The organism is Streptomyces sp. NPDC034103 (genome assembly GCF_055575395.1).
Genome location: NZ_JBVISS010000010.1, coordinates 207,003 through 230,693 on the forward strand (window position 1 = coordinate 207,003; position 23,691 = coordinate 230,693).

The 23,691-nt window shown below is 74.2% G+C and carries 6 protein-coding genes and 1 pseudogene; 2 read left to right on the forward strand and 5 right to left on the reverse strand.

The window, feature by feature from the left end; all coding sequences use genetic code 11:
* Nucleotides 1–138: 138 nt before the first annotated feature.
* A complete protein-coding gene (locus ACZ56U_RS23570) occupies nt 139–738 on the forward strand; it encodes a TetR/AcrR family transcriptional regulator (RefSeq protein ID WP_469085959.1) in 600 nt (199 codons plus the stop codon).
* Between the two features lie 5 nt (nt 739–743).
* Here ACZ56U_RS23570 and ACZ56U_RS23575 read toward each other — a convergent pair.
* Both ACZ56U_RS23575 and ACZ56U_RS23580 read right to left on the reverse strand, forming a co-directional pair.
* A pseudogene (locus tag ACZ56U_RS23575) lies at nt 744–897 on the reverse strand (IS5/IS1182 family transposase); the annotation flags it as partial.
* A 382-nt stretch (nt 898–1,279) separates the two neighbouring features.
* Nucleotides 1,280–1,474: a C2 domain-containing protein gene (locus tag ACZ56U_RS23580; RefSeq protein WP_469085960.1), complete on the reverse strand. Its 195-nt coding sequence runs from the start codon at nt 1,472–1,474 to the stop codon at nt 1,280–1,282.
* Nucleotides 1,475–2,103: 629 nt separating this feature from the next.
* Between ACZ56U_RS23580 and ACZ56U_RS23585 the strand changes: the two genes are divergently transcribed.
* Entirely contained in the window at nt 2,104–2,445 is a 342-nt protein-coding gene (locus ACZ56U_RS23585; RefSeq protein WP_469085961.1) for a hypothetical protein, read from the forward strand.
* A 187-nt stretch (nt 2,446–2,632) separates the two neighbouring features.
* Here the strand turns inward: ACZ56U_RS23585 and ACZ56U_RS23590 are convergent, their stop codons facing one another.
* The 3 genes from ACZ56U_RS23590 to ACZ56U_RS23600 all read right to left on the reverse strand — a co-directional run bounded on the left by ACZ56U_RS23590 (nt 2,633) and on the right by ACZ56U_RS23600 (nt 23,688).
* Nucleotides 2,633–3,139 (reverse strand): GNAT family N-acetyltransferase, encoded by a 507-nt coding sequence (locus tag ACZ56U_RS23590; RefSeq protein ID WP_469085962.1) that lies wholly within the window; start codon nt 3,137–3,139, stop codon nt 2,633–2,635.
* Nucleotides 3,140–3,404: 265 nt separating this feature from the next.
* Nucleotides 3,405–3,608 (reverse strand): MbtH family protein, encoded by a 204-nt coding sequence (locus ACZ56U_RS23595; protein ID WP_469085963.1) that lies wholly within the window; start codon nt 3,606–3,608, stop codon nt 3,405–3,407.
* A 112-nt stretch (nt 3,609–3,720) separates the two neighbouring features.
* Entirely contained in the window at nt 3,721–23,688 is a 19,968-nt protein-coding gene (locus ACZ56U_RS23600; RefSeq protein ID WP_469085964.1) for a non-ribosomal peptide synthase/polyketide synthase, read from the reverse strand.
* Nucleotides 23,689–23,691: the final 3 nt, after the last annotated feature.

Sequence of the window (23,691 nt, forward strand, 5' to 3'; positions counted from 1 at the left end):
ATCACCTGTTGCCAACGGATGTTGGCCAACACTTGTGGACGAAGATAGCGAGGCACTGGGAGAGGTGTCAACGCTTGTTGGCAAACATCTGTTGGCGAACACTTGTTGACCTACGCCCGTTGGCCTACGCTTGTTGGCATGAACGGCAGCGACAGCACCTCCACGGTTCCCGGCTCAGCCGCCCCCCGCCGGTCCGACGCCACTCGCGGCGCGATCCTCGCGGCGGCCCGCGAGCGTTTCGCGACCGACGGCTACGAGCGAGCCACCATCCGCGCCATCGCCAAGGACGCGAACATCGATCCGTCGATGGTGATGCGGTACTACCGCAACAAGGAGGGCCTCTTCGCCGCGGCCGTCGCCATCGACCTGCGGCTGCCGGACGTGAGCGGGGCTGACCACCGGCAGGACGCGGGGCGGATCCTGGTCGAGCACTTCCTCGACATGTGGGAGAACAACGAGGTACTCACCGCCCTGCTGCGGGTCGGCGTGACCAACCAGGCCGGGGCCGAGCGCATGCAGGGCATCCTGCGGGACCAACTGCTGCCGGTCGCCCGGCAGGTGTGCCCCGACCCCGAGCAGGTCCCGGCACGGGCGGCCCTCATGGCGTCGCAGCTGCTGGGGCTGGCGCTCACGCGGTACGTACTGCGGATGCCGCCCGCGGTGGTGCTGGCGCGGGCGGAGATCGTGGCATGGCTGGCACCGACGATCCAGCGGTACCTGACCGCGCCGAGTCCCTGAGGCTTGCGGATGCCGCGCTGGCGCAGGGGATCGCGAATCGCGCGGGAAGAGTACGCCTTATCCGCCATAACCACATCCGGCCTGGTGCGCGGGTCCATCCTCGGCGACGGGAACGCGCAGGCGCGCCATGACGTCCGTGAAAACACGTGCGTCGCCGACCTGATGGCTGCACTTACGAACCTGGTCTCGCGCGCATTCCGTGAACTGTCACGCGGAGTGCCGTCCGTCGAGCGGGCGGGGGTCACGAATCTGGGGCGAGGCTGATGGGAGGTTTGGCCGGACGCAGGCGGGCGGCGTTCTCCTGGCGCTCATTGCGGTGCTGCGCGTGCTCGCTGAGTGAGGCATCGCCTAATCCTCACCCGGGGGCTGGAAAGAACGAGCTGACCGCACGCCGGCAATCCGCTCAGCACAGCGGCTGCACCCCCGCAGCATCCGGCCGTGGCCCCGCCTCCGGACATTCTCGACTTCGTCTGACACCCATGCGCTGCTGCGCGACTCGAGGCCGACCGCCGGGCAGGGCTGACCGCTGCTGGTGGCTGGCTCAGATGTCCAGCCGCGAACAGCCGCCGCGGGTACAGACCACGTCGGCCAGCGTGGTGTAGTTCTCGTCGAACATCAGGATGTAGACCTCCACGACGCCGCCCGGGCGCGGGATCCGCAGTGATCCGTCGCTCCAAGTCTGGTTCGGCCCGCCCGCGTACGCCCACGGGGTGCAGGAGGTGGTGTCTGACGCCACGTCGAACGTTCATCGGCACTGTCCCCGCAAGGTCGCCGCCCTTTGCGAACTGGCCTGTGACTACTACAAAAGTCACCCGAGGCTGCCGCAGCACCTCGGTCAGCGACAGCATGCCGCACATCCCGGACGGAGAGCTGTCACCCACGTCCCGTCCGTCCCGTTCCTGCACCAAAGCATCGACCTCGGGCTTGGAATGGCACCAGTTACTTCATACGAGAAGCAGAACGACGAAGACAAGCCAGAGAAGCACCGCGATGCCACCGATGAGCGCTGCCACTCGTCGCTGGTCTGGGTCCACCGCTGCGCCGTTCCTCCAGCGCCCACAGAAAACAACTGCGGCTACGAACCCGAAGGCGAGGAACACGACTGGCAGCTCATAGCCATCGGGTATTGCGTCACGAGCCACAAACATCTCCGTTGACCTCCACACTGCGCCGACGGGGGTGGAACGCCTCGGCGCTCCACCCCCGGATTGATCAGACCTGTGTCTCCGCTGACTCTCCGGAGGGCTCCACCATCGGTGGCGCAGCCGACGGTGCCCGCCATCGTGGCGCCTGCGCTGGTCGGCGCGGACGTCACCAGTGCCGTTTCACAAGTAGCGGTGGAAGTCGCCGCCTGCATAGAGGTAGGTGTTCTTCTCCTGGCCGGACAGGTCGGGCCTGGCGGACAAGGCCTATTTGTCCCGTCCAATCCACGGCCACCCGCGCAAGCGCAGCATCCGGGCGGTGATCCCGGTCCCGGCAGATCAGCGTGGCCACCGGCTGCGACGAGCCAGCCAGGGCGGCAGGCCACCGTGCCTCAAAACCGCCTCAAAACAGTGGCGTGGCATCGCCACCCGCTACGAGAAGACGGCGATCATCTACGCGGCCGGACTCCACATGCGCGTGCTTGCTGACGAGTTCGTCTGCGGCCACCGCCGGCATCTTCCCGTGGTCGGCCCGCTGATCCGGACGAAATCGCCCAGCGGGTGATCAGCCGGTATGTGCGGTGGCTGATGCCCGCGGGGATGCCCTGCGAGCTGACGAGCCGGGCGCCGCCTTCGGCGAGCTGGTAGGCCAGGCCGACGCCGGTGCGCGGTCCAGGGGCACTCCGAGCCCCCAGTCCCAGTCCGCCGTGCCCACGGCGTCGCCCGTGGCCGGGCGCGTCGGCCTCGGGTGGTCACACCGTGGTGGGGATGACGACCATCCGGGTCACCGAACCGTCCTCGCCGACCACGTCGCGCACGTCGCGGAAGCCCAACCGTCGGCACAGGGCGAGGCTTGCCGTGTTCTCGACGCCCACCATGCCGTAGACCTCCTTCAGGCCGAGGTTGTCCGCGGCGTGGCGCATCAGGCCGCGTGTGACCTCGGTGCCCATCCCCTGTCCCCAGTATTCGGGGGCGAGGGCGACGATGAGTTCGTGACCGTCGACGTTGCCGGTCTTCTTCACCTCCGCGTGGCCGATGTACGTGCCCTGGCACCACACGCCCCACACGTCGAAGCGGTGCGTGGGGTAGACGTCGCTGAGGATGGCACGGAACACGGCGCGCAGGTCGGCCTCGGGCGCCTGGTCCTGTCCCATCCAGCGGCACACCTCCTCTGTGCGCAGCAGGGCGACGAAGTGGTCCTCGTCCTCGGGACGGTAGGGCGTGAACTCCAGCCGTTCGGTTCTCAGAGCGGGTGTCATCGGCGAACTCCTCGGGCGTGCGGCGGATGTTGTGGCCCCGTCCCGCGGGGCGGGGCCGGTGTGGGCGAGATTTCTCCCGGGGCGGTGTCCCGCCCCCGCGTACGGCGAGCGATGCTCGGGCGGCGGGCGGCGGGCCGTCCTCGGCAGCGGGTGGTGCCCGGGTCCGCGGTGCGGTCGGTCGGACACCGCCCCGGGAGGTGGGCTCGGTGCCGTGGGCGCGGAGGTGGCGTGCCGCCCCCGTGCCCACGGCTCATGGCGACGGAGGTCAGGCCTGCGCGTCCTGCATCCGCTCCCGCAGGCTGCGCGGACGCATGTCGGTCCACACCTCGTCGACGTAGGCGGAGCACTCCTGCTCGGTGCCCTCTTTGCCGACGGGCTGCCAGCCCGCGGGCACCTCCACGTCGACCGGCCAGAGCGAATACTGGTCCTCGTCGTTGCGCAGTACCTGGTAGCGGGTGTTCTCGTCCATGTCGTGTGCTCCCGTCGTGGGTGGATCGGTCCGGCCGGCCGCCGACGGCGGCCGGAATTGGTTGCAGACGCTCACGGCGCGGGGGGCTCCCGGGCGCCGGGAGGGGGTGTGGTCACAGGCTCTCCCTGGCCTGCCGGGAGATGTGGCGCAGCGCTGCGGCGAACTCCCCGGCGACGCGCCGCACGGTCGTCGTGTCGTAGGTGCCGGGACGGTGATGCCAGGTGAAGGCGAGGCGCCCGTCCCGGACCGCGCCGACCACCTCGAGCGGGTGCGATCCGCTGTCCCGGGGGTCGTGGTCCTGGCCGAAGGAGCCGTGCTCCGTGCGCACCAGGCCATCGCCCGAGGCGGCGGGGCCGGCGTCCCACTGGCCGAGGTAGTTGAAGACCACCTGCCCGTGGGCCGCGGCGCCGAGCCGCTCGCGCACCTCGGGCGGTCCGAAGGTGCGCAGGGCGCCGAAGCCCAGTCCGTTGCCGGGTACGGAGCGCAGCTGGCGGCGCACCGCTTTCACCAGGGCACGCCAGTTCCGGTCGGGTCCGAGGTGGTCCGGTTCGGGCACCTGGAGGGCGACCGGGTGGATGGTGGTGAACCAGCCGACCGTCCGGGACAGGTCCACGTCGTCGAGCAGGTCCTCACGGCCGTGCCCTTCGAGGTCGAGGCGGACACGGTCGCTTCCGGTCCAGCGGGCCAGCGCCAGGGCCAGCGCGGCCAGAAGGACGTCGTTGACGCGGGTGCGGTAGGCGGCCGGCGCGGCGCGCAGCAGTGCCGCCGTGTCCTCCTCCCCCAGTTCGACGGTGAGGGTGCCTTCCTCCTGGGCCTCCGGGCCGGGCGCGGAGGCGATCGGCAGCTGGTCGGCGGTCACGGCCTGTTCCCAGTAGGGCAGTTCGTGGTCCAGGCCGCCGTCGGCGACGTGGGCGGCGAGTTTGCGCGCCCAGTCGCGGAAGGAGGTGGTGCGCTCCCCCAGGCTGACGGGTTCACCGCGTACCGCCTGCCGGTAGGCGGTCTCCAGGTCGTCGGCGAGGATCCGCCAGGACACGGCGTCCACGACGAGGTGGTGGGCGACCAGGAAAAGGAAGGCCGAACCAGCGGCGCCCTCTTCGGCGCCCGCGCCCGCGCCGGTGAACAGCGCCGCCCTCAGCAGCGGGCCCCGGCCCAGGTCGAAGCCGGTGTGCAGGGCGTCGGCGGCCTTCTCCATGGCCGTGTCGGCCTCGTGCGCGGACAGGCCCGTCAGGTCGTGCCGGACGAGGGACGCCTGGGTCTCCCCCGGCGGCGGGTTGAACTGGTGCCAGCTGTCGGAGTCCCTGGTGAAGCGCATGCGCAGCGCGTCATGGTGTTCCAGGAGGGCGTTCAGGGCGGCGGTCAGGGCGGTCGGATCGGGCGCGCCGCCGAGTTCCAGCAGCGTCGACTGGTTGAAGTGGGTGTGGTCGGCGCGCGGTGTGGTCAGGAACCACTCCTGGATCGGGGTGAGTGGCACCGCGCCGGTCACCGGTCCGTCACCGGTGTGCTGGGGCGCGGTGGCGACGACGGTGGCCAGTTCGGCGACGGTCTGGTGGGTGAACAGGTCCCGGGTGGCCAGGTGCAGGCCCTCGCGCCGCAGCCGGGAGACCACCTGCATGCTCAGGATGGAGTCGCCGCCGAGGTGGAAGAAGTTGTCGTCCACACCGAAGTCCTCCACGCCGAGGACGTCGGCCCAGACGTGGGCGATGCGGCGCTCGGTGTCGGTCCGCGGTGCGGTGCGCGAGCCGGTGACGGTGTGCGCGGGGCCGGGTGCGGGCAGGGCCCGCCGGTCCGTCTTGCCGTTGGGGGTCAGGGGCAGCCGCTCCAGCGGAACGAACACGGCCGGGACCATGTGCGGGGGCAGCAGCCCGGCCAGGTGCTCGCGCAGGGCGGCGACGGGCAGCCGGCCGATGTCACCGTCGGCGGGGACGACGTACGCCACCAGCCGTCCGGGACCGCCGGACGGTTGTCCGTCGGGGCCGTCGGTGCGTACGACGACCACCGCGTCGCGCACGTGCGGGCTGCGGCGCAGGGCGCTCTGCGTCTCGCCCGGCTCGATTCTGAAGCCGCGCAGTTTGATCTGGTCGTCCGCGCGACCGACGAAGCGCAGTTCGCCGTCGGCGCCCCAGCGCACCAGGTCGCCGGTGCGGTACATCCGGTCGCCCGCCGCGCCGAACGGATCGGCGACGAATCGCTGGGCGGTCAGGCCCGGCCGGCCGAGGTAGCCGCGGGCCAGGCCCGGCCCCGCCACGTACAGCTCCCCCGTCACGCCGCGCGGGACGGGTCGCAGGGCCGCGTCCAGGACGTACACGCGGGTGGCGCCGGCCGGGCGGCCGATCGGCGGGGCATCGTCTCCCGGGCTCAGCGGGCCGGTCCAGGTGGCGACCACGGTGGCCTCGGTGGGCCCGTAGGAGTTGATCATTCGGCGGCCGGGCGCCCACCGCTCCACGAGGTCGGACGGGCACGCCTCGGCGCCGACGATCAGGGTGCGCAGGTGCGGCAGGGCTCCGGAGGTCTCCGGCTCCACGGTGGCCAACGCGGCCGGCGGGACGAGGGTGTGGCTGATGCGGCGCTCGGCGAGCACCTGGGCCAGCCGCTCGCCGACCAGCGGTCCCTCCTCCCCCGTCACCAGCGCGGCGCCGCTGAGCAGGGAGACGCACAGTTCGAGGACGGAGGCGTCGAAGCTGGGTGAGGCGAACTGGAGGACCCGGTCGCCGGGGCCCGCCTGGTACCGCTGCGCGGCGGCCGCGGCGAAGCCCGCCAGGCCTCGGTGCGTCACCACGACTGCCTTCGGGGTGCCGGTGGAGCCGGAGGTGTAGATGACGTAGGCCGGATGGTCGGCGGTGAGGGCGGTGGTGCGGTCGGCGTCGGTGGGCGCGGTGTCCGGTCCGCCCGCCGCCCAGACGTCCGCCGGGTCATCGAGGATTACCCGGGCGCCCGCGTCGCGCACCATGAACTCCCGCCGCTGCTCGGGGTAGTCGGGGTCCACGGGCAGGAAGGCGCCGCCCGCCTTGGCGACGGCGAGCTGCGCCACCACCGTCTCGGCGGCTCGGGGCAGGGCCAGGGCGACGGTCTCCTCGGGCCCGACCCCGCGGGCGATCAGCTGGTGGGCGAGCCGGTTGGCGGCGCGGTCCACGTCCGCGTACGACAGCTGCCGTTCCCCGTCCAGCAGCGCGACGGCGTCGGGGGTGTCGGCGGCCTGCCGTTCGAACAGTTCCGGCAGTGTCGCCACCGGTACCGGCGGGGCCGTGCCCTGCCCCCGGTCCAGCAGGGCCTTGAGTTCCTCGTCGGAGGCGAGGGGCAGGGCGCCGAGGGGGCGGTGCGGGTCGTCGGCCACGGCGGTCAGCAGCGTGGCGAGCTGGTCGGCCATGTGTCCCGCCGTGGCCGCGTCGAACAGGTCGGTGTTGTAGGTGAGCAGGCCGTCCAGTGCGCCGGAGTCCGTCTCGGCGAACTCCAGAGTGAGGTCGAACGCGGCGTGCTGGAGTTCCGTCGCGACGGCGGACACCTCCAGGCCCGGCAGATCCAGGTCGGCCGTCGGGGTGTTCTGCAGGACGACCATCACCTGGAAGAGCGGGGTGCGGCTGGTGTCGCGCACCGGTCGCACCTCGTCCACCACCTGCTCGAACGGCACCTCCTGGTGGGCGAAGGCGTCCAGCACGGTCCGCCGTACGTCGTCGAGGAACTCGGGGAAGGGACGGCCGGCGTCGACGTGCGAGCGCAGCACCAGGGTGTTGACGAAGAACCCGATCAGCTGCTGGATCTCGGTCTGTTCGCGGCCCGAGGTGACGGTGCCGACGGCGATGTCCCGGCCGCCGCTCAGCCGGGCGAGGAAGGTCTGGGCGGCGGCGACCAGCGTGGTGAAGAGGGTGGCTCCGCGGTCCCGGCCGACCTGCGCGAGGCGGCGGGCGGTGCGGGGCGGCAGGGTCAGCCGGGCGGTCGCCCCGGACCGGGTGCGGATCGGCGGGCGCGGCCGGTCGGTGGGCAGGTCCAGCGGCTCGATGTCCGCCAACTGCTCCTTCCAGTAGGCCAGTTGTTGTTCGCTGCCGCTGGTGGTGCGCTGCCACTGTGCGTAGTCGGCGTACTGGACCGGCAGCGCCGGCAGGGGCCCGGTGGCCGGGTCCAGCTCGGCCCGGTACAGGTGGGCGAGGTCGCCGGTGAGGACGGCGGTGGACCAGCCGTCGGTGACGATGTGGTGCAGGGTGAGGGTCAGGACGTGCTCGTCGTCGGCCAGGCGTATCAGGCCGGTGCGCAGCAGGGGGCCTTCGCGCAGGTCGAACGGGCGGCCGCGGTCGGCCGCGAGCAGTTCCTCCAGGCGGGCCGCGCGGTCGCCCTCGGGCAGTCGGGACAGGTCGTCGAGCGGCAACGGTACCTCGCTCGGCGGGTGGACGATCTGGACGCCGTGGCCGTCCACCGTGTCGAAGGTGGTGCGCAGCGACTCGTGCCGGGCCACCAGCTTGCCCAGGGCCGCCGTGAGGGCGCGGGTGTCGAGCCGGCCGCGCAGGCGCAGCGCCAGGGCGGTGACGTACTCGGTGCCGCCGGGCGCGAACTCCTCCAGGAACCACAGGCGTTGCTGCGCGTACGACATCGGTGCCGCCGCGTCCCGGGCCACCGGCACGATCGCCGGAGCGGCCCCTTCGGCGGTCCGGTCGCCGGTGAGCAGTGCGGCGAGCGCGGCGGGCGTCGGGTGGGTGAACACGGCGCGCGGGGAGAGCGTGGTGCCGAACTCCTCGGCCAGGCGGGAGGCGAGGCGGATGCTGAGGATGGAGTCGCCGCCCAGCGCGAAGAAGTCGTCCTCCACGCCCGGGAGTTGTCCGCCGAGCACGTCCGCGAAGACGTCGACGGTACGGCGTTCGGCCTCGGTGCGCGGCGCCCTGCCCGTGTCCCGTGCCGCGTCGGTGTCCGGCTCGGGCGCCGGGAGGGCCGCCTGGTCCACCTTGCCGTTGCCGCTCAGCGGGAGGGCCGCCAGCGCGACGAACGCGGAGGGCACCAGGTAGTCGGGAAGCGTGCGCCGTGCGTGGGCGCGCAGCTCTTCGGGCTCGTCCCCGGCCGGGCCCACGACGTAGGCGACCAGGCGGCGGGCGCCGGGCCGGTCCTCGCGGGCCACCACCGCCGCGTCCGTGACACCGGGGTGGGCCGCCAGTACGGCCGCCACCTCGCCGGGTTCGACCCGGAAACCGCGGATCTTCACCTGGTCGTCGGCGCGGCCCAGGAACTCGACCGTGCCGTCCGGGCGGCGCCGGGCCAGGTCGCCGGTGCGGTACATCCGGGCACCGGGCGGTCCGGAGGGGTCCGCGAGGAAGCGGCGGGCGGTCTCGCCGGGGCGGCCCAGGTAGCCGCGCGCGACGCCTTCGCCGGCCACGTACAGCTCGCCGGCGCAGCCCGGCGGAACGGGACGCATCCGGGCGTCCAGGACGTGGACCCGCTTGTCGTCCAGCGGCCGGCCGACGGGCACGGTCTCGGGCACGGCCGCCGCGTCGTCGAGGGCGTGGGAGGTGGCAAAGGTCGTGGTCTCGGTCGGGCCGTAGCCGTCCACCACGGTCAGCTCGGGGCAGGCATCCAGTACCCGGCGTACGGCGGTCGCGGGGACCACGTCACCGCCGGTCCACACCTGGCGCAGGCCCGCGAAGCAGTCGGGCGCGTCCTGGGCCAGGAGGCGGAACAGGCCCGCCGTCAGCCACAGGGCGCTCAGCCCGCTGTCGCCGTTCGGCGCCGTGCCGCCGGTCAGCCGCCGCAGCAGGCCCGCCTCCACCGTCTCCCCGGGGGCCACGACCATGCAGCCACCGGTCAGCAGGGGTGCCCACACCTCGAAGGTGGCGGCGTCGAACGCGACCGGCGAGTGCAGCAGCACGCGGGCGCACACCCCGTCGGCGAAGCGGCTGTCCGTGGCCAGCGACGCCACGTCGCGGTGGCGTACCGCCACGGCCTTCGGCAGTCCGGTGGAGCCGGAGGTGAACATGACGTAGGCCAGCCGGTCGGGATCCGCCGGCACGGCGGCCGGTCCCGCCAGGGGTGCGTGACGGGCCGCGGTGACGTCCTCGGCGGTGAGCCGGGCCCTGACACGGGCCTGCGCGAGCATCGTCCGGCGCCGCTCCTCGGGGGCGCGGGCGTCGACCGGCACGTAGGCGCCGCCCGCCTTGAGGACCGCGAGCTGGGCGACGACGAGTTCGGCGCCGCGGTCCATGAGCAGGGCCACCCCATCCTCGGCGGCCAGACCGTCCGCGAGCAGGCGGGACGCCACGCGGTCGGACCAGTCGGCGAGTTCGCGGTAGGTCAGCGGCTGCTCACCGTCGTCCAGTGCGAGGGCGTGCGGGGTGCGGCGGGCCTGCTCGGCGAACAGGTCCACCGGGCTGCGCGGCTGAGTCCGACGGGCGGTGGTGTTCCACCCGGCCAGCAGCCCCCGGTCCTCGGCGGTGAGCGGTTCGACGTCGCCCACGTCGCCGTCGAGGCCGTCGGCGAACCTCGTGAGCAGGGCGGCCAGGCGAGCCGTGGCCTGTTCCACCGTGGCCCGGTCGAAGAAGGCGGGATCGTAGGCCAGGTCGAAGCCGAGCCGGTCGGTCAGGTGGGCGCGCAGGCACAGCGGGAAGGTGGTGGCGTCGTCGGCCCGTACCTCCGCCACGCCCACGCCCGTCCGGGCGGCGGCCGACTCGTCGACCGGGTAGTTCTCGAACACCACCATGCTGTCGAACAGGGCTTCCTTGGCCGGGACTTCGGACAGCGCCTGGAGACGGGCGAGGGAGAGGTGGTCGAAGCGCCGGTCCTCGCTCTGCCGCTCCTGAAGACCGCGCAGCCAGGGCAGGACACCGCCGGCCCGGACGCGTACCCGGGTCGGCACGGTGTTGATGAACATGCCGATCATGGTGTCGACGCCCGGCAGTTCGGCGGGCCGGCCGGAGACGGTCGTGCCGAACACGACGTCGTCGCGCCCGCTGTAGCGGGCCAGCAGCAGCGCCCAGGCGGCCTGTACGACCGTGTTGACGGTGAGCCCGCCGCGGGCTGCCGTCTCCCGCAGCCGCTGTGACACCCGCGCGTCCAGCTCGTGGTGGACGGACTCGGCGGAACGGGCCCGGTGCGCCTCGGCGGGAGTGCGGTCGTACGGCAGCGGGGTGCGCTCGGTGAAACCGGCGAGGGTGTCCGCCCAGTGGCGTTCGGCCGTACCTCCCTCGGCGTCCTGTTCGCGCAGCCAGCGCAGGAAGTCCGCGAACGGCCGCCGCACCGGTGGCGCGGTGTCCTGACCGCCGGCGAGCGCGGCGTACCGTTCGCACACCTCGGTGAGCAGCTGCCCGGAGCTCCAGCCGTCCAGGATCAGGTGGTGGGAGGACCACAGCAGCAGGACCTCGTCGCCCGGCAGGGCGGCCAGCGTGATCCGGGTGAGCGGCGCGGCGGTCAGCTCCATGCCCGCCGCGCGGTCCTCGGCGAGCAGCCGTTCGGTCGCCTCCGCCCGCTGCTCGGCCGTCAGTGCGCGCCAGTCGAGGTGGGTGACGGGCAGTTCCACGCGGTGGTGGACGACCTGTACGGGGTGCGGCAGGCCCTGCCAGTGGACGCTGGTGCGCAGGGCCGGGGTGCGGTCGGCGACCTGCTGCCAGGCCGCGGCGAACGCGCTGGGGTCGGCCACTCCGGTCAGCCGGACCGCCGTACGGTCGAAGTAGGCGCCGGCCGTGTCGACGAGGCCGTGGAAGAGCATGCCGGACTGAAGGGGCGTCAGCGGCAGGACGTCCGCCACGTGCCGTCCGTCGCCCACCAGTTGGTCGAGCTGCTCCTGGGTGAGATCGGCGAGGGGGAAGTCGGAGGGGGTGCGGCCGCCCGCGTCCGGGTCCGCGCAGTGCGCCACGATGTCGCGGAGGGCCGCGCACATCTGATCGGCCAGCTCCCGCACCAGCGACTCGTCGTAGACGGCACTCGGGTATGTCCAGCCCAGTTCGAGGCGGCCGTCCTGGACCACGCCCGTGATGTCCAGCAGGTAGGGGCGGGTCTCGTCCGGGTCGGTGTCCCGGCCGGCCGGCGCCAGCGCGGCCCGGTACAGGCCCTCCTCGGTGCCGCTGCCCGCGTCCCAGCGGCCGTGGTAGTTGAAGCCGACCTGCGGCGGCGGGGCGTCGGCGAGCGGGCTGGCCGGCAGCAGGTGGCGCAGGGCGCCGTGGCTCAGGCCGTGCAGGGGCACCGCGCGCAGCTGCTCCTTGACCGACCGCAGGGTGGCGCGCCAGTCGGCGTCGGGCGCGACGGTCAGGGCGAGGGGGAACTCCGCGGTGAACCAGCCGACGGTCCGCGACAGGTCCATGTCGTCGAACAGGTCCTCCCGGCCGTGTCCTTCCACCCCGACCAGGACGGTGTCGCGCTCGCACCAGCGGGCCAGGGTGCGGCCCAGCGCGCTGAGCAGCACGTCGTTGACCTGGGTGCGGTAGACGTCGGGGACCTGGCGCAGCAGCGCCTCGGTCTCCTGCGGTGCCAGCGCCACGGTGACGGTGGCGGCGGTGCCGTGGGTGTTGGCGCCGGGCCGTCCGGCGGGCAGGGCGGCCGGGGTGGCGGCGGTGCGGTTCCAGTGGGCGCGGTCGGCGTTCAGGGCGCCGGACCGCGTGTGCTGTGCCAGCCGCGCCGCCCAGTGGCCGTACGCGGTGCCCGCCGGCGGGAGTTCCACGGGCCGCCCGGTCGCGGCGGCGTGGTGGGCGCTCTCCAGGTCGGCGAGCAGGATGCGCCAGGACACCCCGTCGACGACCAGGTGGTGCACGGTGATCAGCAGCTGCGGGGGGTGCTCCGGACCCCGGTCGAAGAGCAGGGCCCGTACGACCCGGCCCTCGACGGGATCGAGCGAGGCCTGTGCGGCGTCCGCGGCGCGCTGCACCTCGGCCTCCAGCGCCGGGGCGTCCAGGCCGGCCACGTCATGGCGCGTGCACACGCCGTCCGGCGCTTGCGGGAGCACCTCCTGGTGCCAGCCGTCGCCGGTGTGCCGGAACCGGGTGCGCAGGGCCGGATGGTGGCGTACCAGAGCGTCGACCGCCTGCTCCAGGGCCGGCAGGTCGGTGCCTGCGGCCAGTTCGAGGCGCTGGGTCATGGTGAAGCGGAGTGTGTCGCCGGGGCGGCGGTCGTCGAGGTACCAGCGCTGGATGGGCGTCAGTGGTGCCTCGGCGGGCGGGGCGTCGTCCGTACCGGCCGCCGGTCGAGGCGCCGACTCACCGATCTGGAGGGCGAGTTCGCCGATCGTCTGGTGGCGGAAGACGTCCTTCGTCGTCAGGGCGAGGCCGGATCGGCGGGCGCGGGAGACGATCTGGATGCTGAGGATCGAGTCGCCGCCGAGCGCGAAGAAGTTGTCCCGGGCGCCGACCCGCTCCACGCCCAGCACCTCGGCCCAGATGGCGGCCAGCCGCTCCTCGGTGCCGGGGCGGGGTGCCACATAGGGTGTGCCGCCGTCGGGCTGGACGGGCGGCGCGGGCAGTGCGCGGCGGTCTGTCTTGCCGCTGCTGGTGCGCGGTATCCGCGCCAGGGGCACGAACGCGGCGGGCACCATGTGGTCCGGCAGGGTGCGCCGCAGCGCCACCCGCAGCGCGTCGGCCGACGGGGACCGCTCTCCGGCGGGCACCACGTACGCCACGAGCATGGTGCGCCCGGCGTGTTCGCGGGCGGTCACCGCGGCGTCGGTGACGTCCGGGAGGGCGAGCAGGGCGGCCTCCACCTCACCGGGCTCGATGCGGAACCCGCGGATCTTGATCTGCTCGTCGGCCCGGCCCAGGAACTCCAGCGTCCCGGACGTGTCCCAGCGGGCGCGGTCGCCGGTGCGGTACATCCGCTCCCCCGGCGCCCCGAACGGGTCGGCGAGGAAGCGGGCGGCGGTCAGGCCGGGCCGGTTCAGGTAGCCGCGGGCGACCTGCGCCCCGGCCAGGTACAGCTCGCCGGGCACGCCGGGCGGGACCGGGCGGAGCCCGCCGTCGAGGACGTAGGCGCGCAGGTTGCGTCCGGGCCGGCCGATGACGGGGCGTTCGGGGCGGTCGGCGCACCGGCCGTAGACGGCGTCGACGGTCGTCTCCGTGGGGCCGTACATGTTGTACGCGGTGACGCCGGAGTCGGTCCCGGCCGCGCACAGTTCGGCCCAGGTGTCGGGGCCGATCGCCTCTCCGCCCACCAGCAGCAGGCGGGGACGGTGGCGGCCGGGTGCGAGGAGTCCGGCGGCGGTCAGTTCGCGCAGGAAGGACGGGGTGACGTTCACCAGGTCCAGTTCCCGCTGGTCGACCTGGGCGCAGAACGCCTCGGGGTCCAGGCGTACGTCCTCGTCGACGAGGTGGACCTCCTGGCCGAGGGCGAGCAGCAGCGGCCCCTCCCAGGAGGTGTCGAAGGAGAAGGAGGCGCTGAGCGCGGCCTTGAGCCGGCGCCCGTCGGCGGTGTGCGGGGCGACGAGGCCTTCCCGGTGGTCGTGGCAGAGGTTGACCAGGTGGCGGTGTTCCACCGTGACGCCCTTGGGACGGCCGGTGGAGCCGGAGGTGTAGACGATGTAGGCGGCGTTGTCCGGGTGCAGCGGGGCGAGCCGGTCGGCGTCGGTGGGGGCGTGGGCGGGCAGCCGGTCCCAGGGCACCTCACGCAGGGCGTCGGCCGTCAGGACCGTGTGCGGCGCGGCGTCGGTGAGGAGGAAGGAGACGCGCTCCTCGGGCAGGTCCGGGTCGAGGCAGAGCAGGGTGCCGCCCGCCTTGAGGACGGCGAACACAGCGACCAGGAGGTGTGAGGTGCGCGGCAGCCGCACGGCGACGACGTGCTCGGGGCCGACGCCCAGGGTGATGAGGTGGTGGGCCAGCCGGTTGGCGCGCTCGTCGAGGGCCGCGAAGGTGAGGGTCTCGTCCCGGGCCACCAGGGCGGTGGCGTCCGGGGTGCGGGCCGCCTGCGCTTCGAAGAGGGCGGGGAAGGCGGTGTCCGCCGCGGGCAGGCGTCCGCCCTGCCACTCGTCGAGCACCTGCCGTCGTTCCGCGTCCGTGAGCAACGGCAGGGCACGGGCGTCCCGGTGCGGGTCCTCGGCCGCCGCTTCCAGCAGCAACCCCAGTCGCGCGGCGAGGCGTTCGGCGGTGTCGGCGTCGAACAGGGCGGTGTCGTACTCCAGGTAGCCGGTGACGCCGCCGTCGCTCTCGACGAAGTCGAAGGCGAGGTCGAAGGCGGCGTACCGGACCGGCGGCGTGAGCGGTTCGACGTCCAGCCCCGGCAGGTCGGGCGCCGTGGCGCCGAGGTTGTGCAGCGCCACCATCACCTGGAACAGCGGGGTGCGGCTGGTGTCCCGCTCGGGCTGGAGGGCGTCCACCAGCTTCTCGAACGGCACCTCCTGGTGCGCGAACGCGTCCAGGACGGTGGTGCGGACCCGCTCCAGCAGTGCGCGGAACGACAGGCCCGGCTCCACCCGGTTGCGCAGCACCAGGGTGTTGACGAACATGCCGACCACGTCGTGGAGTTCGGGGCGCTCCCGCCCCGCCGTGACCGTGCCGACGGTGATGTCCTCCTGGTCCGCCCAGCGCGACAGCAGGATCGTGCAGGCCGTCAGCAGGGTCATGTAGAGGGTGGCGTCGGCATCGCGGCCCGTCTCCCGCAGCCGGTCGGTGAGCGCGGCGGGGAGGGTGAAGGTCACCAGCGCGCCGTCACGCGTGCGGACGGCGGGCCGCGGCCGGTCGGTGGGCGGTTCCAGCGGGGTGATGCCGTCCAGGGTGTCCCGCCAGTAGGCGAGTTGCTTGTCCACGTGGTCGGTGCGGGCGCGCTGCCAGGTGGCGTGGTCCGCGTACCGGACGGGCAGGTGCGGCAGCCGGGGCGCCCGGCCCTCGCGGGCGGCCGCGTACAGCTCGCCCAGGTCCCGGCCCAGCACACCGACGGACCAGCCGTCGGTGACGATGTGGTGGACGGCCAGGACCAGCACGTGCTCGTCGTCGGCCAGGCGCGCGAGACGTGCCCTCAGCAGAGGTCCGGTGCTCAGGTCGAAGGGGACGGCGGCCTCGCTCCCCACGAGGGCGTCCAGCCGGTCGCGGGCGCCGGTGAGGTCGTCCAGCGGCAGGTCCACCGGATGGGGCGGGTGCACGATCTGCGTCGCGTGGCCGTCCTGTTCGGCGAAGGTGGTGCGCAGCGCCTCGTGGCGGGCCACCAGGCCGGAGAGGGCGGTGCGCAGGGCGGTCTCGTCGAGCGGGCCGCGCAGGCGCAGCACGGACAGCGTCGTGTACTCGGTGCTGCCCGGTTCGAAGCGGTCGAGGAACCACAGCCGCTGCTGGGCGTACGACAGCGGCGCCGGGGTGCCCGGGTCCGCGGCCGGGATGACGTCGGCCGGCATGGTGCCGTTCTCGGCCGGGTCACCGAGTGCGGCGGCCAGCGCGGACACCGTCGGGTGGGTGAACAGCAGCCGGGGCGAGACGTCCGTGCCGAAGGCGGCGCGCAGCCGTGAGACGACCCGGACGGCGAGGATGGAGTCGCCGCCGAGAGCGAAGAAGTCGTCGTCGGTTCCCACTTCTCCGGTGTCGAGCACGTCCGCCCACGCGGCGGCAACCGCCCGCTCGGCGGGGGTGCGCGGCGCGCTGTGCCCGGTGCCCGTGGCGAAGCCGTCCGGGCCGGGGGCGGGCAGTGCGCGGCGGTCGAGCTTGCCGTTGGCGGTCAGCGGCAGGGCCGCCAGCGGTACGTAGGCGGCGGGCACCATGTGCGCGGGCAGCAGCCGCTCCAGGTGGGCGCGGAGTTCGGCGGCGGACGGCGGTTCGGCGCCGCCGCGGCCGACGACATGGGCCACCAGCCGCCGGGTTCCCGTGCCGTCCTCGTAGACACCCACGGCCGCCTCGCCCACCCCGGGGTGGGTGTGCAGCGCCGCCTCGATCTCGCCGGGCTCGATGCGGTAGCCGCGGATCTTCACCTGCTGGTCGGCGCGGCCCAGGTACTCCAGGGTTCCGTCGGCCCGTCGGCGGGCCCGGTCGCCGGTGCGGTACATCCGCGTCCCGGGCGCGCCGAACGGGTCGGCGGGGAAACGCGTCGCGGTCAGACCGGGTCTCCGCAGATAGCCGCGGGCCAGGCCCTCCCCCGCCACGTACATCTCACCCACCGCCCCGGGCGGTACGGGGGCCAGAGCGTCGTCGAGGACGTAGATCCGGAGGTCGGGGATGCCGGTGCCGATCGGACTGGCGGTGCCCGTGCGGGCCGTCGTGCGGTCCAGCGGCGCGTACGTGACGTGCACGGTGGTCTCGGTGATGCCGTACATGTTCACCAGGCGCGGCGCGGTGTCGGGGTGGCGGGTGTACCAGTCGGCGAGCCGGGACACGTCCAGGGCCTCGCCGCCGAAGACCACCGTGCGCAGGGCGAGGCGGGCGCCGAGCTCGGGGTGCTCGGCGTCCGCGCGGGTCAGCGGGTAGAAGGCGGAGGGGGTCTGGTTGAGGACGGTGACCCGCTCGTCGACGAGCAGGCGCAGGAAGTCCTCCGGGGAGCGCGCGGTGTCGTCGGGGACGACGACGAGCCGGCCGCCGTGCAGCAGGGCCCCCCACAGTTCCCAGACGGAGAAGTCGAAGGCGTAGGAGTGGAACAGCGTCCACACGTCCGTCTCGTCGAAGCCGAACCAGTGGCGGGTGCGGGTGAACAGGCGGACGACGTTGGCGTGCGGGACGACCACGCCCTTGGGCCGGCCGGTGGAGCCGGAGGTGTAGATGGCGTAGGCGGGGCTCTCCGGCAGGGGGCGGCGGGCCGGGGCGGGGCCGGTGGAGGGGCGGCGGGCGAGGTCGGCGGGCACGTCGGGGGCGTCCAGCACCAAGAGCGGGACGGTGGTGACGGGTGCGCGTTCGGCGGCCTCGGTGGTGGTCACCAGGGTCACCGGGGCGGCGTCGTCCAGCAGGTGGGCGACGCGTTCGGCGGGCAGCTTGGGGTCGATCGGCAGATAGGCGGCGCCGGTCTTCAGTACGGCCAGGATCGCCACGACGAGGTCGGTGGAGCGGGGCAGGGCCAGGGCCACGAACCGTTCGGGTCCGGCGCCGGCCTCGGCCAGCCGGTGGGCGAGGCGGCCGGCCGCCGCGTCGAGCGTGGCGTAGTCGAGGCGGTCGGCGCCGCAGGTGACGGCGGTGGCGTCGGGGGTGCGGGCGGCCTGGGCCTCGAAGAGGTCCACCAAGGTGTCCGCGGGGCGGCCCCGTTCGTTGCCGTTGACGTCGACCAGCATCCGCCGTCGTTCCTCGGCGGTCGTCCACGCCAGGGCACGCAGCGGCCGGCCGGGTGCCTCGGCGAACTCCGTGAGCAGCAGGCGCAGCCGGTCGGCGAACGCCCGGACGGTGCCGGCGTCGAACAGGTGCGGGTCGTAGGCCAGGTCGAAGCCGAGCCGCTCGCCCTGGTAGGCGCGCAGCACCAGGGGGTAGTTGGTGGCGTCCCGGGAGGTGACGTCCGCCAGGCGGATGCCGGAGCCGGAGGTGCGGGCGTCGTCGAAGGGGTAGTTCTCGAAGGCGACCATGCTGTGGAAGAGCGGGCTGCCGGACGGCACGTCGCTCAGGGCGGTCAGTTCGGCGAGGGAGGCGGCCGAGAAACGCCTCGACTCGGCCTGCGCGGACTGGAGTTCACGCAGCCAGTCGACGGCCGCGCGGTGGCCGTCGACCCGGACGCGGGTGGGCACGGTGTTGATGAACATGCCCACCATCGACTCCACGCCCGGCAGTTCCTCGGGGCGTCCGGAGACGGTGGTGCCGAACACCACGTCCGGCTCGGCGCTGTAGCGGGCCAGCAGCAGCGCCCAGGCGCCCTGCACCACGGTGCTCACGGTCAGCCCGGCCTCGCGGGCGGTGCGGGCCAGCGCTCGGGACACCGGGTCGGACAGTTCGGCCGTGTGGACGTCCGCCGACCGGGCTTCGTGTCCGCCGGTCAGGGGGCGGTCGAAGGGCAGCGGGGTGGGGGTGGCGAACCCGGCGAGGGCGTGGCGCCAGTGGGCCCGCCCGGCCTCGGCGTCCTGGTCGGCCAGCCAGCGCACGTAGTCGGCGAAGGGGCGGCGCACGGGCGGGCTCGGCTCGGTTCCGGCGGTGAGCGCCGCGTACTCCTCGCACACCTCCGTCAGCACCTGGGCCAGGCTCCAGCCGTCGAGTATGAGGTGGTGGGAGGTCCACAGCAGATGCAGTCGGGCGTCGGGCAGCCGGACCAGGGTGAGCCGCATCAGCGGTGCCGAGGCGAGGTCGACGCCGCGGGCGAGGTCGTCGGCCCGGAGCCGGGTGAAGCGGTCGGCGCGCTCCCCCGCGGGCACGTCCCGCCAGTCGAGTTGGGTCACCGGCAGGTGGACGTCGCGGTGCACAACCTGGAGCGGCACGGGCACGTCCTGCCACACCACCGAGGTCCGCAGCGCGGGCGTGCGGTCGGTGACGCGCTGCCAGGCCACGGCAAAGGCGTGCGGGTCGGCCACGCCGTCCAGGAGCAGGGCGGCCTGGTCGACGTACACGTCGTCGGGGCCGCCGACCAGGCGGTGGAAGAGCATGCCCTCCTGCAACGGGGTGAGCGGAAGCAGGTCCTCCACCGTGCGGCCGTCGCCCACCAGCCGGTCCACGGCGGCCTGGTCCAGGCGGGCCAGGGGGAAGTCGGAGGGGGTGCGACCGCCCGCGCCGGGGCGGCCGCAGTGCTCGGCTATCGCGGCCAGCGCGGCCACCATGCCGTCCGCCAGGCTCCGGACGGTGTCCGTGTCGTGCGTGTGGTCGCTGTAGTGCCAGGTGATCTCCAGCTCGCCGTCGACCACGACGGCCGAGACGTCGAGCAGGTGGTCCAGTGGTTCGTCGGCCGCCATGTCCCTGCCGGGCACCTCGGCGGCCGGTGCGAAGTCCTGCCCGGGGCTCGCGTCCCACTGCCCGTGGTAGTTGAAGCACACCTGCGGCAGCGGCACCTCCGCCAGGGCGCGGGCGGCGGGGGCCGGCGAGCCGAGGCGGGCCAGCGCCTCGTAGCTCAGTCCGCGCCGGGGCACGGCCCGCAGCCGCTCCTTCACCGCCTTCAGGGTGCCGCCCCAGTCGGGTGCGGAGGGCGGCCCGGCCGGGGTGAGGGTGACGGGGTACTGGGTGGTGAACCAGCCCACCGTGCGGGACAGGTCCACGTCCTCGAAGAGCCGGTCCTCGCGCCCGTGGCCCTCCAGGGCGACGGTCACCCGCTCGGTCCCCGTCCAGTCGGTGAGGACCCGGCTCAGCGCGCTCAGCAGGACGTCGTTGACCTGCGTGCGGTAGGCGGCGGGCACCCGGCGCAGCAGCGCCTCGGTGGTGCCGCGGGCCACCCGGGTACGGACGGTGCGCACGGATCCGGCGAGCGGGGTCCCGGGGCGGTCCACGGGCAGCGGGGTCCGGGACTCGGCGGCCTCGGCCGTCCAGTACGGCAGGTCGTCGTCGAGTTCGCCGGCCCGCACCCGGCGGGACAGGTCCGCGGCCCAGTCGGTGAACGCCGAGGGGACGGGCTCCAGGCGCACCGGTTCGCCCGCCGACGCCTGCCGGTAGGCCGGCTCCAGGTCGGCGAGGAGGATGCGCCAGGAGACGCTGTCCACGGCCAGGTGGTGGGCCGTGAGGAAGAGCTGCGGTCGTTCACCGGGCGGGGGCAGCAGCAGGGCGGCGCGCAGGAGTGCGCCCGTCGCCGGGTCGAGGGCCGCGCGGGCGGCGTCGGCGGCCTGGGTGCGGGCGGCCGGGAGGTCGGCGGCGCCGGTCAGGTCGTGGCGGGTCGTCAGCCCGGTGGCCGGGCCCTCGCCGGGGTGCTGCCGCCAGGTGTCGCCGTCGCGGGCGAAGCGGGTGCGCAGGGCCGGGTGGTGGGCGGCCAGCGCGTCGACGGCGCGCTCCAGCGCGGGCGCGTCGAGGTCGTACGGCAGGTCGATGAGCATCGACATACTGAAGAGCCGCGGGTTGCCGTCCGGGTCGCCGTGCGTGGCGAAGTACCAGTCCTGGACCGGGGTCAGCGGGGCGGGCCCTTCCTGCCGCGCCAGGCTGGGCGCGGGCGCCTCGGCGGTGCGCCGGGACGCCGCGGCGGCCAGGTCCGCGACGGTCTGGTGGCGGAAGACGTCCCGCGAGGTCAGGCGCAGACCGGCCGCACGGGCGCGGGAGACGGCCTGGATGCTGAGGATCGAGTCGCCGCCGAGTTCGAAGAAGTTGTCGGTGACACCCACGCTCGCAACGCCCAGCACCTCCGCCCAGATCCCGGCCAGCGCCTCCTCCTCGGGGGTGCGCGGTGCGACGAACTCCCGCTCGCGCGGGGCCGCGTCGACGTCGGGGGCGGGCAGGGCACGGCGGTCCAGCTTGCCGCTGGTGGTCAGCGGCAGCGCGTCGAGGACGGTGAACGACGACGGCACCATGTGGTCGGGCAGGACCCGGCGGCAGGCCGCCCGCAGCTCCGAGGCAGCGGGCGGTTCCGCGCCCTGTCGGGGTACGACGTAGGCGGCCAGCCGCAGGTGGCCGTGCGCGTCCGCGACCGCGACGACCGCGGCGCCGGTGAGGTCCGGCAGGTCGAGCAGTGCCGCCTCCACCTCGCCCGGCTCGATGCGGTGGCCGCGCACCTTCACCTGGTCGTCGGCGCGCCCGAGGTAGTCGACGCGCCCGTCGGCGGTCCAGCGGGCCAGGTCGCCGGTGCGGTACATGCGGGTTCCGGGCGGGCCGAACGGGTCGGCGAGGAAACGCGCGGCGGTCAGCCCGGGGCGGCCCGCGTAGCCGCGGGCGAGCTGCTCGCCGGCCAGGTACAGCTCGCCGCCGACACCGGGCGGCACCGGCTGGAGGCGGTCGTCGAGGACGTACGCGCGCACGTGGGGCAGCGGCCGGCCCACCAGCGGACGCCCCTCGCCCTCGATACGGCAGGCCAGGGCGTCGACCGTGCACTCGGTGGGTCCGTAGAAGTTGTACGCGGCCACGTCCGGGTGGCCGGCCAGCTCCCGCCACAGGGCGGGGCCGATCGCCTCGCCGCCGAGCATCAGCACGCGCGGACGGTGCCGCGGGTCGGTGAGCAGTCCGGCGGGCAGCAGCTGGCGCAGGTAGGACGGGGTGAGGTCGAGGAAGTCGACGCGGTGCTCGACGACGTACTCCACCAGGGCGGCGGCGTCCAGCCGGGTCGTCTCGTCGACCAGGTGCAGCGGGTGGCCGTCGGCCATCAGCAGCACGCCCTCCAGCGAGGTGTCGAAGGAGAACGACGCGGTCAGCGCCACCCGCAGCGGTCCGCCGCCCGCGTCGGCGACGAATCCCGCGCGGTGTGCGGCCAGCAGGTGGGTGAGCGCGCGGTGCGTCACGGCGACGCCCTTGGGGCGGCCGGTGGAGCCGGAGGTGTAGATGACGTACGCGGTGGTGTCCGGGGACGCGGGGGCGGCCGGGTCGGTGTCCGGCAGGGTCGTGGGCACCGCGCGCAGTGCGGCCTCGTCCAGCACCAGGGCGGGGCGGGCGTCGTCGAGCAGGAACCGGACGCGTTCCTCGGGCAGGGCGAGGTCCAGGGGCAGGTATCCGGCGCCGGACTTCCACACGGCGAGCATCGCCACGATCATGTCGGCGGTGCGCGGCAGACGGAGCGCGACCAGGCGTTCGGGGCCGGCTCCCTGGGCGATGAGGTGGTGGGCGAGCCGGTTGGCGCGGGCGTCGAGGGTCGCGTAGTCGAGGCGGTCGTCCGCGGCGACCAGGGCGGTGGCGTGCGGGGTGCGGGCCGCCTGCCGGGCGAAGAGCTCCTGGGGGGTGGTGGCGGGGACGGGCGGCGCGGTGGTGTTCCACTCCTGTGTGACGCGCCGGGCCTCGCCCGGGGTGAGCAGGGGCACGGTGCCCAGGGGGCGGTCCGGTGCGGTGGCCACGCCCTCCAGGGTGCGCAGCAGTTGGCCGGCCATCCGCTCGGCGGTGGCGGTGTCGAACAGGTCGGTGCGGTACTCCAGGAGGCCGGTCAGCCCGTCCCCGTCGGGGACGAACTCCACGCTGAGGTCGAAGGTGGCCGCCTGCCGGGGTATGGCGACCGGGGCGGTGGTCAGATCACGCAGGGCGGGCGCGGCGGGCGGAGCCGGGTGCAGCAGGACCATGACGTCGAACAGGGGGTTGCGGCCCGCCTCGCGCGTCGCGCCCACGGACTCCACCAGCCGCTCGAACGGCGTGTCGCCGTGCGCGAAGGCGTCGTTGACGGTGGTCGCGGCGGCCCCGAGCAGGTCGCGGAAGGAACCGTCCGTGTCGACGGGGGTGCGCAGCACGACGGTGTGGGCGAAGAAGCCGACGGCCCGTTCCAGGTCGGTGCGGGAGCGGCCCGGGGTGAGGGAGCCGACGGTGATGTCGTCCTGCCCGGACCAGCGGGCCAGCAGTGCCTGGCAGGCGGCGAGGAGGGACGTGAACAGGGTGGTGTGCTGCTCGGCCGCCAGCTCGCGCAGCCGTGCGGTGACGTCCGCGGGCACGGTGAAGGCGTGCACGGCTCCCGCTCCGGACTCCTCCCCGTCGCGGGGGCGGTCGAGCGGTAGCCGCGGCGGGACGGCGCCCGACAATTGCTGGGTCCAGTAAGCGAGTTCGCGCTCCAAGCGCGGCCCGGTGAGCTGTTCGCGCTGCCATGCGGCGAAGTCCGGATACTGCGTCGCCACCGGCTCCAGCTCCGGGGCCGCGCCCCGGGACAGGGCCTCGTAGGCGGTGCACAGTTCCTCCAGCAGGACGCCCATCGACCAGCCGTCGGTGACGATGTGATGGGCCGTCAGCATCAGCGTGTGCGCGGTGTCCGACTCGCGCAGCAGCAGGGCGCGCAGGAGCGGACCGGTGCTCAGGTCGAAGGGCCGCTCGTACTCGGCGAGCAGGGCGGCCTCCAGGGCGGACGGCGGTGTGTCGGTCACCGGCAGCGGCACCGGGGCCGCCGGGCGCACCCTCTGCGCGGGCCGTCCGTCGCTCTCCTCGAAGGTGGTGCGCAGCGCCTCGTGCCGCTCGACGACGGTGTCCAGCGCGCGGCTCAGGAGGGTGTGGTCCAGCGGGCCGGTCAGACGCAGCGCGACGGCGCTGTTGTAGCGGGCGTCGCCGGGCCGCAGCCGGTCCAGGAACCACAGCCGCTGCTGGGCGAAGGACAGCGGCAGCGGCCTGGCGCGGTCGGCGCGCGGGATGCCCTGGCGTGCGGCGGCGGCCCGGCCGGCGAGCCGGCGGCGCATCGCCTCCTGGAGGTCCTGGGGCAGGGCCTTGGTGCGGTCTCGCTTCGAAGACGTCATGGT